The following is a 16,352-nucleotide window of genomic DNA, read 5'->3' as shown; positions in this document are numbered from 1 at the left end:
GATCGCGCTGCCTGTTCTGGCCGCGCTCACGCTTGTCGGCTGTGGCCGCGGGCGGGACACAGCCTCGGCTCAGGAGGCTCCCCCGCAGCCACCCTGCTCGAGCGCCAAGTTCGAAGATGTGCCCCTCACCCACTGCATAGCCGACCCCGCGCAACACACCGTCCGCGTCGTTCTTGGGCCCAGCGATGGTTCCCCTTACCGCAGCCTCTCTGAGCTGGCCGTGAGTCTTGGCGAGAAAGCGGAGCGGGTCGCGTTTGCCGTCAACGGCGGCATGTTTGATGCTGAGGGCATGCCGATCGGCTATTATGTCGAGAATGGCGAACGCCGTCATACGCTCAACCGCAACGAAGGCTGGGGCAATTTCCACCTGCAGCCCAACGGCGTGTTCTACGGCAGCGGCGGCACCTGGGTGGTTCGCACCAGTGACGACTTCGCCGCAAAGGTCGACAAGCGTCCTGAATTCGGCACGCAGTCCGGTCCTATGCTCGTCATCGAGGGCAGGCTCCACCCTCGATTTGACGAGGACGGTCCCTCGCGCAAGCTGCGCAACGGCGTGGGTGTCGACAAGAAGGGCCGCGCCCATTTCGTCATCAGCGAGGCGCCGATCTCCTTCGGCAAGTTCGCACGTTACTTCCGCGACGAGCTCAAGACGCCCAATGCCCTGTTCCTCGACGGCAGCGTTTCCTCCTTGTGGGATCCGCATACGGGACGCGTTGATGGCGGGCCTCCGCTGGGCCCCTTGATCGTGGTCGAGAAAAGGCACAAGGCAAAGCCATGATCCTCGTCGTCGACAACTATGACAGCTTCACCTGGAACCTGGTCCATTACCTGATGGAACTCGGCGCCGAAGTGGAAGTCGTACGCAACGACGCACTGTCTGCCGAGCAGGCCCTTTCAAGCGGGGCTCAGGGTTTTCTGATCTCTCCTGGGCCATGCACGCCGAACGAGGCCGGCATCAGCCTCGATCTTGTCGGCGCTGCCGCGGATGCGGGCAAGCCGCTGCTGGGCGTGTGCCTCGGCCACCAAGCCATCGGGCAGTATTTCGGCGGCAAGGTCATGCGCGGCGGGCTGATGCACGGTAAGACGTCACCGGTTACGCACGACGACAGCGGCGTGTTCCACGATGTTCCCTCGCCCTTCACCGCGACGCGCTATCACTCGCTGATCGTGGACGACATCCCTGAGGTCCTGCAGGTAAATGCCCGGTCGGATGATGGCCACGTCATGGGCTTTCGGCACAAAAGCCTGCCCATCCACGGCGTTCAGTTCCATCCGGAGAGCATTGCGACCGAGCATGGTCATGCGATGCTCGCCAATTTCCTGAAGGGCTGCGGCATAGAGACGCGCCTTCCCGCATGAGCGCCGTAACCCACCCCAGCATCGCCGAAACCGAGGCACTGTTCGGCCGCATGCTCGATGGCGAGATGAGCGACCTTGAAGTGACCGAGGCGCTGCTCGGCCTGTCCGATCGCGGCGAAACGGCAGAAGACATCGCTGGCGCCGTGCTCGCGATGCGCGCGCGCATGATACCGGTGAAGGCACCCGCGAACGCCATCGACGTTTGCGGTACCGGCGGTGACGGGCAGCACAGCCTTAACGTCTCCACGGCTGTCGCCATCGTTGTCGCAGCGTGCGGAGTGCCTGTCGCGAAGCACGGCAACCGTGCGGCCTCGTCGAAGGCCGGCGGTGCCGACACACTTGAGGCGCTGGGCCTGGACCTGACCCGAGCCAGCGAAACAGCTGAGGAAACGCTGGCCGATATCGGGATCGCATTCCTGTTTGCGCAGAAGCATCATCCGGCTCTCGCCCGGCTTGCACCGATCCGCAAATCCATCGGCAAGCGCACAATCTTCAACCTGACCGGTCCAATGTGCAACCCGGGGCGGGTGACGCGCCAATTGGTGGGCGTGGCAAATCCGGTCTATGTGCCGATCTACCGCGATGCGATGGCGATGGTTGGCTGCGGCGCCGCGATGGTCGTAGGCGGCGAGGAAGGTCTGGATGAGCTCTCCATCGACGGGCCAAGCGTCGTGGCCACCCTCAACTGCGGGAATGTGCCTGAACGGATCACACCCGGCGATGCAGGGCTCGCGACGCACCCGCTGGACGCCTTGCGCGGCGGCGATGCGGCATACAACGCGGCAGCCTTGCGGCGCCTGCTCAATGGCGAACCTGGCGCCTATCGCGATGCGGTGCTGCTTAACGCCGCCGCCGCACTCATCCTTGCCGGGGAAGCAACGGACCTGCGCGACGGAGCCGAGGAAGCGGCCGAGGTGATCGACAAGGGCTTGGCCAAAAGCCTGCTCGACTGCTGGATCGCGACAACGGCCAAGTGAACGAGATGTCCGACAAACTCATTGAAATCTGCGCCACGAAGCGCGAGGAGGTCCTGGCTCGCAAGGGCTACGCCACGCTGGCTGACCTGGATGCACGGGCTACCGGGCAGACACCACCAAGGGGCTTCCGCAAGGCTCTCGAGGTCAAGGCAGCAGACGGCTTTGCGCTCATCGCAGAGATCAAGAAAGCTTCACCCTCCAAGGGACTGATCAGGCCAGACTTCCGCCCGGCTGAGCATGCCATCGCTTACCAGCGCGGCGGCGCAGCCTGCCTTTCCGTGCTTACTGATGCGCCGTATTTCCAGGGGCACGAGGATTTCCTGGTCGATGCGCGCGCCGCTTGCGACCTGCCCGTCCTGCGCAAGGATTTCATGGTCGATCCTTGGCAAGTCGCCGAGGCGCGAGCGATCGGAGCCGATGCAATCCTGATCATCGTGGCGGCTTTGGAAGACAGCCAGATGGCGGAGATCGAGGCTGCAGCCATAGAGCGCGGCATGGATGTGCTCGTCGAAGTTCACAACGAAGACGAAATGGCGCGGGCAAGCGATCTGCAATCCCGCCTCATCGGCATCAACAACCGGGACCTGAAGCGCTTTGTTACCGACCTTGCCGTAACCGAGCGGCTTGCGCCTCTCGCACCTGAGGGCACGCTCCTGGTCAGCGAGAGCGGTATCAATACCCATGCCGACCTCCAACGGCTGTCGGGCTGCGGCACACGCACCTTCCTCGTGGGGGAAAGCCTGATGCGCCAATCGGATGTAGAGGCAGCGACAAGAACGCTCCTGCTCAGCTAAAACCTGCTCGGGTTGCGGGCGGATCGTCGCCACCCCGCGCACTTTCCGGGTTTTGAAACGCTGTCGTTTGCGGCAACACTCGGGTCATGAACAAATCCCTGACCCATATCGATGGCGATGGCACCGCGCGCATGGTCGACGTCGGTGCCAAAACGGAGACGCAGCGCCTCGCCGTCGCCTCTGGCCGGATCCGCATGAGTGCTGATGCGATCGCCGCAATTCGGGCCGGCGATGCGCCCAAGGGAGACGTACTCGGCACCGCGCGGATTGCAGGCATCATGGCGGCCAAACGAACCGGAGAGCTCATCCCGATGTGCCATCCGCTGGCCCTTGACGCGGTAGATATCGACTTCGCCTTCGAACCGGACGCGGTGCGTGCCACGGCCACCGCATCGCTCACCGGCAAGACGGGCGTGGAGATGGAGGCCATAACGGCTGCCACAATCGCGCTGGTGACCATGTATGACATGGCCAAAGCCCTCGACAAGGGAATGGTGATCGAGGACGTTCGCCTGATCGAGAAGCGCGGCGGCAAATCGGGCCATTGGCGCGCGCAGGAGGGATGATGCACGAACCGCCGCTACCGCTGGAAGAGGCACAGGCACGCCTGCTTGCTCTTGTCGAGCCGTTGCCGATCGAGCGTGTCGACATTGATGGTGCGCTCGGCCGCTACTTGGCTGAGCCGTTGCGCGCGCGGCGCACGCAGCCCCCCGCCGCGCTCTCGGCCATGGATGGCTATGCCGTGGCGGAGGACGATTTCGCCGGCCCCTGGCGTGTCGTCGGTGAAAGCGCTGCCGGTCACCCGTTCGCAGGCTCTCTCGCACGCGGGGAGGCAGTGCGGATCTCAACCGGCGCTCGCCTGCCGGCCAATGCTGCGTGCGTAATCGTTCAGGAGGACATTGCCCGAGCTGACGACCACATCAGCCTCTCGGGCGAACCGCCCTCTCCTCCGCATAAGCACATCCGCCCCTGCGGGCTGGACTTCCACATGGACGAGCAAGTGCTGCCTGCGGGCGCACGCCTCGGGCCCGCGCAACTGGCACTTGCGATCAGTGCTGGACACCGCCACCTGCCGGTTCGGCGCGCTCCGCGGGTGCTCGTGATGGACAGCGGGGATGAACTGGCCGCCGATCCCGAGAACTGCCGCGAGCACCAAGTCCCTGCGAGCAACGGCGCAATGCTTGCGGCGATGGCGCGGGGACTTCCGTGCGAAGTGCAGCGTATTGGCCCGGTTCCCGATGCAATGGACGCTCTGGCCGAAGCGCTGGCGCAGGCCGATGACGCAGACGTGATCGTGACCAGCGGGGGCGCCTCTGTAGGGGATCACGACCTTGTGAAGCCGGCGCTCGAAGCCTGGGGTGCCGAGCTCGGCTTCTGGCGCGTGGCTATCAAGCCGGGCAAGCCCCTCATCGTCGCCACGCGCGAGAAGTCCGGCAGGCGGCAGATCGTCCTCGGCCTGCCCGGTAACCCGGTCTCCAGCCACGTCACGGCATACTTGTTCATGCTGCCCCTGCTGCGGGCGCTGCTGGGCGCTGCCCATCCCCTTCCTCAGGCATTTCCAGTCCGCCTAGGCGCACCTCTGCCTGCGAATGGCGGCCGACGCACCTTCATGCGAGCGATCTGGGACTTCGACACTGTGTCTCCCGCCGCCGTTCAGGACAGCAGTGCTCTGGCGGCGTTGGCAGCAAGCAATGTCCTCATCGACCGGCCCGCGAATGCGCCTGCCGCGGAGGCGGGAGCGCAGGCCCATGTCTTCTGGCTCGAGAACGGCGGAATTGCTTGACGCGGGGATGTTTGTTTCTTAATTGTTCGCCAATTGTTCACAATAAGAACGCCTGAGGAGGCGCCGAACATGTTGACGCGCAAGCAGCACGAATTGCTCCGGTTCATCCAGGTTCGGCTGGAGGAGACTGGCATCTCTCCCAGTTTCGAGGAGATGAAGGAAGCGCTTGATCTCAAGTCGAAGTCCGGCGTGCACCGGCTGATTTCGGCACTGGAGGAACGCGGCTTCATTCGCCGCCTGCCCAATCGTGCGCGCGCTCTTGAGGTGCTCAAGCAGCCAGAGAATGCGCCCCCCCGGCCGTCGCCCCGGGTTCCGGCAAATGCCAACGATGGACCGCGCCCGCAGATGACACCGCCGTCGGCAGCGAACGACGTTATCGAGATCCCACTCCACGGGCGCATCGCCGCTGGCGTGCCGATCGAGGCGCTTGAGGGTCAGACCACCCTGCCCGTACCGGCAGCACTGCTTGGTTCCGGTGAGCATTATGCGCTGGAAGTCTCTGGCGATTCGATGATCGAGGCAGGAATTCTCGATGGCGACTTCGCTCTGGTGAAACGCACCAGCACGGCGCGCGATGGTGAGATCGTGGTCGCTCTGGTGCGTGGTGAGGAAGCCACTCTCAAGTACTTGCGTCGCGAGGATGATATGGTGCGGCTCGATCCTGCGAACGCAGCTTACGAACCGCAGGTCTATCGTTCGGGCGAGGTCGAGGTACAGGGGAAGCTTGCCGGCCTGCTGCGTCGCTACAATTGAGGCACAGCTCTCCTCGGGTCCACAGCGTTAGAGGGTGCGTAACCGGCATGTAAGCGCATTCAGGTCTGTCAGAGTTTAGACCTGAAGGCCGATATGTCGCCTCCGGCTGCAAGTCGGTGGTCGGCTGCTCACTCACCAACGGCGGTCGAAACGCCGGCTGTCGCTGCACGAGTCCTTTCACGCTGGCGAGGCCTGTCGGCCTCGCTCCGCCACCACCCATGTTGCCCCTCGCCTTCGGCCACGCTCATCACACTCGCGTGAGCCAGATCGATGGCGAGGCCACCGGTGCGCGCAAGCGTTCTGCGGTCGGCCTTCAGCCAACGAGGACGGCAGCTGCGCGGCAGCCATCGGTCCGAGATGACGATGTCGACTCGCTCGCAGACGGCGGCAAGCGCACGCTCAGGCACGGTATATCGCCCCCGAGTTAGCAGCAGATGCCATCGATAAGATCCGCGTTGCACGGCGATCACGCACGCGTCGCTGTTGCAGTTGGCTCCTGCAAGCCGGGTAAAGGGCACGGGCGTACCCTGCATGCCTGCAATCTCCAGCAGATTGTCCCGCACGAAGTCACTTCTGGTTTCGCGAAGAACGAACAAGGCGTCGCGCGTCTTTGAAAGCAGGCCCACATGGCGGCCATCGCCGGAGATCAGCAGATCCGGTGGCCGCGCGGTCGCCACCAGCAGCACTCCGGCGACGGCGGGCGCAAGTCCGAACCAGCGGATCTTGCCCGACCACAGGCCGAGCCACAATCCGCCTGCAATGAACAGGCTAAAGGCTCCACCTGCCATGGCGGGCATCACGGTCACTGCACCCGGACGGCTTGCGATCCAGTGCGCCAGTGCGTTCAACGCAGCTATGCCCTCGCCGGCGATCCACCAGAACGGAGCGCCCAAACCGATCAGGTCCATCAGCAAGGCGAGCAGCAGCGCCGGCATCACCACGAGCGTCGTCAGCGGAATCGCCACGACGTTGGCGAAAGCGCCACAAATCCCCGCCCGATGGAAATGATAAAGCCCGATCGGCATCAAGGCGAATTCGATGACAAGGCCGGTCAGCAGCACCAGCGCCAGATGGCGAAGCGCTCTTGCCGGTACGCCCTCTTCGCGCGGCGCCAGAAACCGCCGGATCGGACCGGCTCCCGACAAAGCGATGATGGCGAGCACAGCGGCAAAGCTCATCTGGAAACTAGGGCCCATCAGCGCTTCAGGCCACAGCAGCATCACCAGAAACGCCGCAATCGCAAGCATGCGCAGCGACAGCGGTTCGCGGCCGATGGCAAGAGCAATGAGCACGAGCAGAGCGCCGATGCACGAACGCACCGTTGGCACCTGCGCCCCCGTCAACAAGGTATAGGCGATTCCGGCGAGTGCGCCGAAACCTGCTCCAACCACGGGGAGACGTACCCGCAGCGTCAGCCATGGCCAGAACGCCAGCAGCTTCAGCGCCACGAAATAGACAGCGCCGATGACGGCGCTAACGTGGAGGCCGCTGATTGATAACAGGTGCGCCAGACCCGCATCCCGCATTGCCTGAGCGTCCGCTTCCGGGATGCCCCCGGTGTCACCCGTCGCCAGCGCCGCTGCAATGCCCGCCTCGCCCCCGTCGAGGCGCGCACGGACATGGGCAGAGATATTGCGCTGGGCTCCACTGACCAGACTAGCGCTATCACTACTTCTCAGGATCTCAGGTGCGCTCAGAGCCGTACCGGTAGCGGCAAGACCCTTGAACCAGGCCGTACGCGCAAAATTGTAGGCGCCGGGCAGCATGGGCGGGGCCGGAGGCATCAGCCTGGCTCTCACTCTCACCAGATCACCGGTGTTGAAGCGCGAACCTGGGGCGAGCCTGTCAGGCAGGTTGATCCGCACCCGGATGGGTCGTGCCGTTCCCGGTTCGCGCGTCGCCATGACCAGCCGGCTGCGCTCCTGCGCCGGCTGAACCTCGACGGAGAGTATCCTGCCCTCCAGCGTGACGACGACCGGCCCTGGGATCGGCGCGGCGCCAACCAGGTGAGACCGCGCCCAGACCGAGCCGCAGCCCGCCGCGACGACGAGGGGAATGACGATGCCGCTCAACCGCAGGTACGGGTAGCGCCCGTACTTGTGGAGAAGCGCGGCGAAGCTCGCCGACAGACCTGCGCAAGCGACCATCAGCGCCAGCCAGTGCCCGGGCGATGGGAGGGCGAACCAGATTGCGATTCCGATACCAAAAGCAACGGCGAGCCACGGCACCCGATCAAAGCCGGCACCGGCAAGAAATCGCTCGATCCCTTCCAACCCCCTCGACAAGCGGCGCGCGCTGTTCCATGGCCGATGTTGCAATGCAGCGCCCTCCGGGGCGGCTTGGGGCAGGATATCTTCGCACGCGGCTCGGGTGGCCATGCGCGCATTGGACAGGAAGGATCGATCGATGGCAAGCGGCAGCTTAGCGGAGGCGACGCAAAGCGGAGCTTCGGCTGACGCTCGTCCCGGTTCCGCGCGGCCGGTCGTCACCCGGTTCGCGCCTTCGCCCACTGGCTTTCTGCACATCGGGGGCGCCCGCACGGCGCTGTTCAATTGGCTCTATGCGCGCCATCACGGCGGCAAGTACCTCCTCCGGGTCGAGGATACGGATCGCGCCCGCTCAACCGAGGCTGCCATCGGTGCGATTTTCGATGGCCTGTCATGGCTTGGTCTCGAGGGGGATGAGGAAGCCGTTTTCCAGTTTGCCCGAACCGAGCGTCACGCCGAGGTGGCACGCAAGCTGATCGAGGCAGGTCACGCCTATCGCTGCTACATGACGCAGGAGGAGCTTGCCGCTCACCGTGCAAAAGCGCAGGAAGAGCGTCGGCCTTTCCGTCTCGTCAGCCCCTGGCGCGATGCGGATGAGGGAAGCTGGCCGGCGGCGGAGCCTTTCGTGGTGCGCATCAAAGCCCCGCGGGAAGGCGAGACGGTCATCGAGGACCTGGTCCAGGGGACCGTTACGGTTCGCAACGAAGAGATCGACGACTTCGTCCTTTTGCGCTCGGACGGAACTCCCACGTACATGCTCGCAGTTGTGGTGGACGATCATGACATGGGCGTCACGCACGTCATTCGCGGCGACGATCACCTCAACAACGCCTTCCGGCAGCTCGCGATCATAGATGCCATGGGCGCGATCGAAGGTTGGGAGCGCCCGCTCTATGGTCATGTTCCGCTGATCCACGGAGCCGATGGTGCCAAGCTTTCGAAGCGGCATGGCGCTCTCGGCGTAGACTCCTATCGTGACGAGCTCGGCATTCTGCCCGAGGCGCTTTTCAATTACCTTCTCCGCCTCGGCTGGGGCCATGGAGACGATGAGATCATCGCGCGTGAGCAGGCCGTCGAGTGGTTTGATATCGCTCACGTCGGCAAGTCACCTTCGCGGTTCGATCTTGCCAAGCTACAGAACCTCAATGGGCATTACATGCGTGAGGCAGACGACGGCCGCCTCGCCTCTCTTGTCGCGCAGCGCATGGGCGGGACGGCGAATCTCGACCTGCTCACCCGCGCCATGCCGGTTCTCAAGGTGCGCGCCAGGGATCTGAACGAGCTCGCGGAAGGCGCCGCATTCCTGTTCGCCACGCGACCGCTGCCTCTGACTGAAAAGGCCGCGGCTCTTCTTACCGAGGATGCGCGCGCGCGCCTTGGATCCGTGCACGAGCACCTCGCCCAGGAGGCAGACTGGACTGTTGAAAGTCTGGAAGGCAGCCTCAAGGCAATGGCCGAGACTCTGGGGATAGGTCTCGGCAAACTCGCACAGCCCTTGCGGGCTGCCCTGACGGGTCAGACGACTTCGCCAGGGATTTTCGATGTTTTGGTTCTGCTCGGACGGGAAGAGAGCCTGGCGCGGATCGCCGCGCAGGTTGCCACTCCTGCCGGGTCGCAAGTCTAAGGGAGTATAAGCACTTGGCAAACCAGGCAAAGCTGAACGCAGCAGGCAAGGACTTCGATTTCCCGGTCCTTCAGGGCAGTGTCGGTCCCGAAGTGATCGACATCCGCAAGCTCTACGGCCAGACGGGAATGTTCACCTTCGACCCGGGCTTCACCTCGACGGCGTCGTGCGAGTCCGCACTGACCTACATCGATGGCGACGAAGGCGTGTTGCTGCACCGCGGCTACCCCATCGGTCAACTGGCTGAAAACTCCAACTTCATGGAAGTCAGCTATCTCCTGCTCAACGGCGAACTGCCGAGCAAGGACGAGCTGGAAAGCTTCACCTACACCATCAGCCGCCACACCATGCTGCACGAGCAGCTTGCAACGTTCTATCGCGGTTTCCGCCGCGATGCGCACCCGATGGCGATCATGTGCGGTGTCGTCGGCGCGCTCTCGGCGTTCTACCACGACTCCACCGACATCGCGGATCCCGAGCACCGCAAGATCAGCTCGCACCGCTTGATCGCGAAGATGCCGACGATTGCGGCGATGGCGTACAAGTATGCAGTCGGGCAGCCCTTCCTCTATCCCGACAACAACCTGAGCTACACCGGCAACTTCCTGCGCATGACCTTCGGCGTGCCCGCGGAAGAGTACGAGGTGATCCCCGCGGTCGAGAAGGCGATGGACCGCATCTTCATCCTCCATGCCGACCACGAACAGAACGCGTCGACTTCGACCGTCCGGCTGGCCGGTTCTTCGGGCGCCAATCCGTTCGCATGTATCGCTGCTGGCATTGCCTGCCTCTGGGGCCCCGCCCACGGTGGCGCCAACGAGGCGGCACTCAACATGCTGAAGGAGATCGGCACGCCCGATCGCATCCCGCACTACATCGAGCGCGCCAAGGACAAGAACGATCCGTTCCGCCTCATGGGCTTCGGTCACCGCGTCTACAAGAACTACGACCCGCGCGCGACTGTGATGCAGTCCACCGTGCGTGAGGTGTTCGAGGCGCTGAAGGTCACCGATCCGCTGTTCGAGACCGCACTGCGCCTCGAAGAGATCGCGCTGAACGATCCTTACTTCATCGAGAAGAAGCTGTTCCCGAACGTCGACTTCTATTCGGGCATCATCCTCTCGGCGATCGGCTTCCCGACCACGATGTTCACCGTGCTCTTCGCGCTGGCCCGCACCGTGGGCTGGGTCGCGCAGTGGAACGAAATGATCAGCGATCCAGGCCAGAAGATCGGCCGTCCCCGTCAGCTCTACACGGGTCCGACGCAGCGCGACTACGTGCCGCTCGACAAGCGCTGAGCCGCCTCAGATTCACGTCGTCAGAGGGGCCTCGGTGCAAAGCCGGGGCCCTTCTTTCTTGTCGAGGCCCCTCAAACGGGCACGAGCAGCCAGATGGCTCCCGTCAGCACCACGGTGACAGTCACAAGCGACCAACTCATGAAGCGTATGCGTATCGAGCCAAGCTCCGATACCGTATGCGCTTCGAGCCGACTGATAATCCGACAGGCGCGCCGCTCCGCAGAGTAAAATATCAGGATTGCAATCAGGAAGAAGCCGGTAGCGATTGCCTTGGCGACCCAGCCAGGCTCTAGCGCCCGAAACAGCGCGTTCAGCCCTAGTCCGATCCCGACAGAGGCCATGCCCGTCCTCACCCAGCCCGCAAAGGAGCGCTCGTGGGCGAGCACCGTGCGGTCTTCGGCGAGATCCGTGCGGTCCTGCGCCAGCGCCTCGTTGTCTTTGCCCATCGTCCCTAGCGCCGGACGTGCTTCAGAACGGTAAGAGGGCCATCCGCCTTCTTGATCACGCTCATGCTGCCATCCGTCTCCAGCACGACAGCTGCCACTTCCTCCCTGCGCCCAATCCCCGCATTTCGGATCGCCGAGTCTACCTCCGGCTCCGTCACGCGTTCGTCGGCCATCGCTCCGTCGAGGAGCCGGCCTTCCTCCAACAGCAAGCGCGGCTGACTTCGGATGAGGTCCCGAAACCGCGTCGACGAGATCGAGAAGCGCGACACCAGCCACTGGAGCAGCGCCAGCATCGCAAACGCCATTGCGCCCTCGGCAAGCGCAACATCCTGCGTCAGCAGCACAGTTGCCAGCGTGGAGCCGAGTGCAATTGTCACCACGAAGTCGAACGCATTCAGCTTGGCCAGCGCCCGCTTGCCCGTAACCCGAAGTACGACGACCAACACGCCGTATGCGAGCACCGATATGACGACGACGCGGAGCAGACCTTGCAGATTATCGAACAGCATGCTCGATTAAGCTCATACGACCGCCGTTTGTTTCCGCGGCCTTGTCCCAGCGATCGGGGATAATTCCGCCCACCGGCGCCCAGCTCAGCGAACCCGGCGCCCGCTGCGCTTTCGCGGCCGCATCGAGATCGTGCGCCATCTGACAGTGAAAACAAGGCTCATCGTCGCTATGTGGGCGACGCGAGAGCCTCTTGCTCAATGACGGGCGGACGCGCCCGACGCGCGCTACTCAGGGAACAGTGAATCCGATATGTCAGAACAGGTATCAGAACGCCGCGAAAAGCTCCTCTGGATCGCGCGGTGCGGCTGGAAGGGACTGTGCCCGCGCTGCGGCCAAGGCCGCATGTTTCGCAAATGGCTGAAGCTGGTCGATACCTGTCCCACCTGCGGCCTGAACTATAGCTTTGCGGCTCCCGATGACGGCCCTGCATTCTTTTCGCTGTGCATCATCGCGTTCCCGTTGATCTTCTTCGTGGTGTGGCTTCAAGTCGCCTTTGATCCGCCTTTCTGGGTTCACCTCCTCACTTCCTTTCCTCTCCTTGGGCTTGGCTGCATCCTGCCGCTCCAGCCGATCAAGGGCTGGCTCGTCGCCTCGCAGTACGTGAACAAGGCGCAAGAGGCCGGCACCGCGCAATTATGGGAGCAGCTTCACGGCAGCCGGGGTAACTGGCTGGACGATCACACCGAACCTAAACCCTGAGCCACAGCCGCGGCACATGACATCCGTCAAGGAAGCGCCGGCGGCGGCGTGGTAACCAGCCAGCGATGGCTAGGCTCGGCACAAGATGATGGATCAGGCGGTGTTCCTGGCCGCCATACTGGCGCTGCTGTGCGCTCCCGGTCCGACGAACACGCTTGTCGCGCTGGCGGGGGCGCAAGGAGGGATGCGACGCGTCCTGGGACTGCTGCCTGCCGAGGTTGCAGGCTACCTCACAGCCATCCTCCCGCTGGTCCTTGCTGGCGACGCCCTCTTCATGCGCTGGCCCGCTCTGGTCGTCGCGATCAAGGCTGCAGCTGCGGCATGGGTGTTGTTGCTGGCCGCCAAACTCTGGAGAACCGGGACCCTCCGGCACGACACCTTGGCCGTAAGCGCACGCAGGATCTATCTCACGACCTCGCTCAACCCGAAAGCGCTCGTCGTCGCGTTTGCACTGCTACCAAGCCCCTCAACCAAGCTCTTCGCCTATCAGTTGCTACTGTTCTGCGCGGTGGTGCCCGCGGTAGGCCTGGGCTGGGGAGCGCTGGGCGCCACTCTGCAGGACAGAAGCCGATCGCGCATGCCACTCATCCATCGCGCTGCGGCCCTCTGGCTGACGGCCGTTTCGTGCAGCCTGGCGGCTAACGCCTTCAGCGCATAGGCGGCGCCGGAATGCAAAAGACCTTGCGGAGCAAGCCCCACAAGGTCTCCTGACAAACTTGGCTATACGTTAGCGCAGCGAGACAACGTTGTCCGAAACGCGCGGATCCTGACGTTCACCGGTGTAGAGGCTCGCCATCGGTTCGTCGGTCACGATCACGCTTTCGCCCTGTCCGAAACCGTTGAAGGCGGTCCGCATAGCAGCGCCGTAAGCTCCGAGCATGCCGACCTCGATGTGGTCGCCCGCCTTGATGTCCTCAGGCAGTTGGAAGGGACCCTCCATGTAGTCCGCGTCATCGCAAGTCGGACCGTAGAACGCGAAGTCCTCCAACACCTCCGAGCGGCCCTCTGCCAGGCACTTCACCGGAAAGCGCCAGGCGACATGCGCGGCGTCGTAGAGCGCGCCGTAGGCGCCGTCGTTGATGTAAAGCTCCTTGCCCCGGCGCTTCTCCACTTTGACGATCAGCGAGTTGTATTCCGCACACAGTGCGCGGCCCGGCTCGCACCACAACTCGGCGTTATAGGCGATCGGCAGCGCTTCGAAGTGACGGTGAATGATCGCAAAATAATCCTCGAGCGGCGGCGGCTCCATTCCCGGATAGACCGAGGGAAAGCCTCCACCGACGTCGATCATGTCGATAACGACGCCTGCATCGGCGATCGCCGCACGCACGCGCTCCAGCGCCTGCACATAGGCGAACGGCGTCATCGCCTGGCTCCCCACATGGAAGCATACGCCTAGCCAGTCCGCGACCTGACGCGTCTCCTGAAGCAGTGGACCAGCGTCAGCGAGATCGATCCCGAACTTGGAAGCGAGACTCAGTTCGGAATAGTCCGAAGAAACCCGCAGACGCACGCACAGGCGCAGATCGCTGGCCGGATTGCCATCGGCATCAGCGGTGGCGGCCACGATCTTTTCCAGTTCCTCGCGTGTGTCGAGGCTGAAGGTGCGCACGCCATGCTGGAAGTAGGCCTCACGAATGGCGCTCGCCGTCTTGACCGGATGCATGAAGCACAGCGTCGCTTCAGGCAACGTCGCGCGCACGAGCCTCACCTCAGCAATGGAGGCGACATCGTAATGCGTGATCCCCGCACCCCACAGGATCTGGATGAGATCCGCAGAAGGATTCGCCTTCACCGCATAGAGCGACTTGCCCGGAAACTTCGTCGCGAAGAAACGAGCAGCGCGCGCCGCAGCATGCGGGCGGTTCAGAATAACGGGTTCGTCGGGCGCGAGAGCGCGCGCTACAGCCGATGCGTCAAGGTGATGGTGCAACTCAAGGGACCCCCAAACGGATGTTAGCGAAAAGCTGCCTTGCGGTTTGGAAGGTCCCATGGGGCAGCGGAGGGCGGATATAGGGGGGTAGAGACGAATCGCAAGTTAAAAACGATCCGTTTCACAAAATCGTCATACGAGACGAGACATCGCTTGCGGACCGGGCGCGCCTTTAAACATTCATTAGGTTTATCAGGCACTTACCATCACCTCCCGCTGATCCCTCCTGCTCTTCGTGAAGTAGCGTATCATTGCAGGGAACGTGCTCCCCCGCTCCACGTTGCGCCTGGCCATTAGAGTCCGGGTTCGGACGCCTGCGCGATGGGCCGGATCGTGACCATTCAGCTCAGACGGTCGCGAAAGTCCTCATACTCGAATCGCCTTATGCACTCGAGTGCATCGGTTTCCGAGTCCCAAAGCCAGATGGAAGGCAGCGGGACGCCGTTGAAGGTCGTCGTCTTCACCATCGAATAGTGCGCCTGGTCCAGAAACGCGAACCGCTGCCCCGGCTCGACGGGAGCCGGCAAAGCATAGTCTCCGATCACGTCTCCCGCGAGGCACGACGGTCCACCGAGGCGCACCCGATTGTGGTCCTCCATGATCTCTCCTGCCGGTGACGCTCTCTCGCCCAGCATGGCGGGACGATAAGGCGCCTCAATCACGTCGGGCATGTGGCAGGTGGCCGAGATGTCCGTGATGGCGAGAGGGATGCCATTCCAACCGGTGTCGAGGATGGTGCCCACCAGAATCCCGGCGTCCAAGGCTACCGCCTCACCCGGTTCGATATAGACCTGCGCACCAGTATCCTCGGCTATGTCGGACAACAGCTGCACCAGAGCGTCTCGCTGATAGTCGGCGCGGGTGATGTGATGCCCTCCGCCAAGGTTGATCCAGCTGAACTGCCCGAACCAGGGCTCGAGGAAGTCGAAGACCTTGTCCCACGTCCTCGCAAGCGGCTCGAAGTCCTGCTCGCACAAGGTGTGCATGTGGATGCCGTCGATAAGCGCCATGTGGTCATCGGTTAGCTGATCGATCGGGAAACCGAGCCGGGAGTGCGGAGCGCAGGGATCGTAGCGCGGCACCTCACCCTCAGCATGCAGCGGATTGATCCGCAGACCTATGTCAAAACTCTCGCCGCCCGCGCGCGAAACCTCGATGATCGGCCAGAGCCGTTCGATCTGCCCGGGAGAATTGAAGATGACGTGATCCGACAGCCGGAGGATCTCTGGCAGATCTTCGGGCTTGTAGGCCGCACAGTAGGTTGTGATCTCGCCATCGTAGAACTCTGAGGCGAGGCGCGCTTCCCACAGGCCCGAAGTGCACACACCGTCCAGATACTCACCAACGATGGGCGCGGTGGACCACATGGAGAACGCCTTGAGTGCGGCGAGCACCTTCGCGCCCGATCGCTCCCCCACGTCCTGCAACACACGCAGGTTTGCCCGCAGCTTGGCCGCATCCACCACGAAAGCGGGGCTGTCGACGCGGCTGAGATCGAACTGCGCGAATGCGCCCGGATCGCCGGCTCTGGTTTCCATCACATGTCTCCTGCGCTCAACCGAGCGGCCCCTTGAAGATGAACCAGGCGCCTGCTCCGACAAGAGCGAAGCCAACGACTTCGTTCCAGCCCGGCTTCTGCCCGAACAGGCTCCAGGCCACGAGGACGAATGCGAGAAGCGAGAACGCCTCCTGCATGATTTTGAGCTGCCCCAGCGAATAGACCGCACTGCCGATCCGGTTGGCCGGGACCGCCAGGCAATACTCGAAGAAGGCGATGCCCCAGCTCATCAGCACTGCAATCCACAGCGCCTTGCCTGGCATCTTCAGGTGAAGATACCAGGCTGTATTCATCAACAGGTTCGAGCCGGCCAGAAGAACGACCGGCGCGATCCAGGTCCAGCCGCCCACC

Annotated in this window: 17 protein-coding genes; 11 read left to right on the top strand and 6 right to left on the bottom strand. The window is 63.4% G+C overall.

The annotated features are described in order from the left end of the window. Position 1 precedes the first annotated feature (1 nt). The 7 genes from ABUH87_RS00645 to lexA all read left to right on the top strand — a co-directional run bounded on the left by ABUH87_RS00645 (position 2) and on the right by lexA (position 5,666). Positions 2–778 carry a phosphodiester glycosidase family protein gene (locus tag ABUH87_RS00645; RefSeq protein WP_419956648.1) on the top strand — a complete coding sequence of 259 codons (777 nt, stop codon included), beginning with the start codon at positions 2–4 and terminating at the stop codon, positions 776–778. Continuing rightward, positions 775–1,359: an anthranilate synthase component II gene (locus ABUH87_RS00640; protein ID WP_367767883.1), complete on the top strand. Its 585-nt coding sequence runs from the start codon at positions 775–777 to the stop codon at positions 1,357–1,359. The genes ABUH87_RS00645 and ABUH87_RS00640 overlap by 4 nt, the downstream gene beginning before the upstream one ends. Then, positions 1,356–2,336 (top strand): anthranilate phosphoribosyltransferase, encoded by a 981-nt coding sequence (gene trpD / locus ABUH87_RS00635; protein ID WP_367767881.1) that lies wholly within the window; start codon positions 1,356–1,358, stop codon positions 2,334–2,336. Before ABUH87_RS00640 ends, trpD begins: the two co-directional genes overlap by 4 nt. A 5-nt stretch (positions 2,337–2,341) precedes the next feature. Next, entirely contained in the window at positions 2,342–3,130 is a 789-nt protein-coding gene (trpC, locus tag ABUH87_RS00630) for an indole-3-glycerol phosphate synthase TrpC (RefSeq protein ID WP_367767879.1), read from the top strand. 86 nt (positions 3,131–3,216) lie between these two features. Further along, complete coding sequence (moaC, locus tag ABUH87_RS00625; RefSeq protein ID WP_367767877.1) at positions 3,217–3,696, top strand: cyclic pyranopterin monophosphate synthase MoaC; 480 nt, start codon at positions 3,217–3,219, stop codon at positions 3,694–3,696. Further along, positions 3,693–4,913, top strand: coding sequence for a molybdopterin molybdotransferase MoeA (locus ABUH87_RS00620; RefSeq protein WP_419956647.1), 1,221 nt, complete (start codon positions 3,693–3,695; stop codon positions 4,911–4,913). The genes moaC and ABUH87_RS00620 overlap by 4 nt, the downstream gene beginning before the upstream one ends. A gap of 69 nt (positions 4,914–4,982) precedes the next feature. Continuing rightward, positions 4,983–5,666, top strand: a complete 684-nt coding sequence (gene lexA / locus ABUH87_RS00615) for a transcriptional repressor LexA (RefSeq protein WP_367767875.1) — start codon at positions 4,983–4,985, stop codon at positions 5,664–5,666. A gap of 128 nt (positions 5,667–5,794) precedes the next feature. On the opposite strand, the gene ABUH87_RS00610 is transcribed toward lexA, so the two are convergent. Then, positions 5,795–8,044, bottom strand: a complete 2,250-nt coding sequence (locus tag ABUH87_RS00610) for a ComEC/Rec2 family competence protein (RefSeq protein WP_367767873.1) — start codon at positions 8,042–8,044, stop codon at positions 5,795–5,797. Positions 8,045–8,072: 28 nt separating this feature from the next. Here ABUH87_RS00610 and gltX point away from each other — a divergent pair, with 28 nt between their 5' ends. Together gltX and ABUH87_RS00600 are read left to right on the top strand one after the other, a co-directional pair. Further along, a complete protein-coding gene (gene gltX / locus ABUH87_RS00605) occupies positions 8,073–9,557 on the top strand; it encodes a glutamate--tRNA ligase (protein ID WP_367767871.1) in 1,485 nt (494 codons plus the stop codon). Between the two features lie 14 nt (positions 9,558–9,571). After that, entirely contained in the window at positions 9,572–10,855 is a 1,284-nt protein-coding gene (locus ABUH87_RS00600; RefSeq protein WP_367767869.1) for a citrate synthase, read from the top strand. A gap of 71 nt (positions 10,856–10,926) precedes the next feature. Here ABUH87_RS00600 and ABUH87_RS00595 read toward each other — a convergent pair whose 3' ends face one another. Continuing rightward, complete coding sequence (locus tag ABUH87_RS00595; protein ID WP_367767867.1) at positions 10,927–11,301, bottom strand: YidH family protein; 375 nt, start codon at positions 11,299–11,301, stop codon at positions 10,927–10,929. A 5-nt stretch (positions 11,302–11,306) separates the two neighbouring features. Continuing rightward, complete coding sequence (locus tag ABUH87_RS00590) at positions 11,307–11,810, bottom strand: DUF421 domain-containing protein (RefSeq protein WP_367767865.1); 504 nt, start codon at positions 11,808–11,810, stop codon at positions 11,307–11,309. Between the two features lie 250 nt (positions 11,811–12,060). Between ABUH87_RS00590 and ABUH87_RS00585 the strand changes: the two genes are divergently transcribed. Together ABUH87_RS00585 and ABUH87_RS00580 are read left to right on the top strand one after the other, a co-directional pair. After that, positions 12,061–12,510, top strand: coding sequence for a DUF983 domain-containing protein (locus tag ABUH87_RS00585; protein ID WP_367767863.1), 450 nt, complete (start codon positions 12,061–12,063; stop codon positions 12,508–12,510). 85 nt (positions 12,511–12,595) lie between these two features. Then, positions 12,596–13,168, top strand: a complete 573-nt coding sequence (locus ABUH87_RS00580) for a hypothetical protein (protein WP_367767861.1) — start codon at positions 12,596–12,598, stop codon at positions 13,166–13,168. 69 nt (positions 13,169–13,237) lie between these two features. On the opposite strand, the gene ABUH87_RS00575 is transcribed toward ABUH87_RS00580, so the two are convergent. The 3 genes from ABUH87_RS00575 to ABUH87_RS00565 form a co-directional block, all read right to left on the bottom strand. Then, complete coding sequence (locus tag ABUH87_RS00575; protein ID WP_367767858.1) at positions 13,238–14,443, bottom strand: type III PLP-dependent enzyme; 1,206 nt, start codon at positions 14,441–14,443, stop codon at positions 13,238–13,240. A gap of 341 nt (positions 14,444–14,784) precedes the next feature. After that, a complete protein-coding gene (locus tag ABUH87_RS00570; RefSeq protein ID WP_367767855.1) occupies positions 14,785–15,981 on the bottom strand; it encodes a carboxynorspermidine decarboxylase in 1,197 nt (398 codons plus the stop codon). Positions 15,982–15,997: 16 nt separating this feature from the next. Next, positions 15,998–16,351, bottom strand: a complete 354-nt coding sequence (locus ABUH87_RS00565; RefSeq protein WP_367767851.1) for a DMT family protein — start codon at positions 16,349–16,351, stop codon at positions 15,998–16,000. Position 16,352 lies beyond the last annotated feature (1 nt).

The sequence above is a fragment of the Novosphingobium rhizovicinum genome (assembly GCF_040813635.1).
Lineage (GTDB): Bacteria > Pseudomonadota > Alphaproteobacteria > Sphingomonadales > Sphingomonadaceae > Novosphingobium > Novosphingobium rhizovicinum.
Note: the sequence above shows the minus strand (reverse complement) of the source record. Positions and strands in the feature narration are given on the sequence as shown.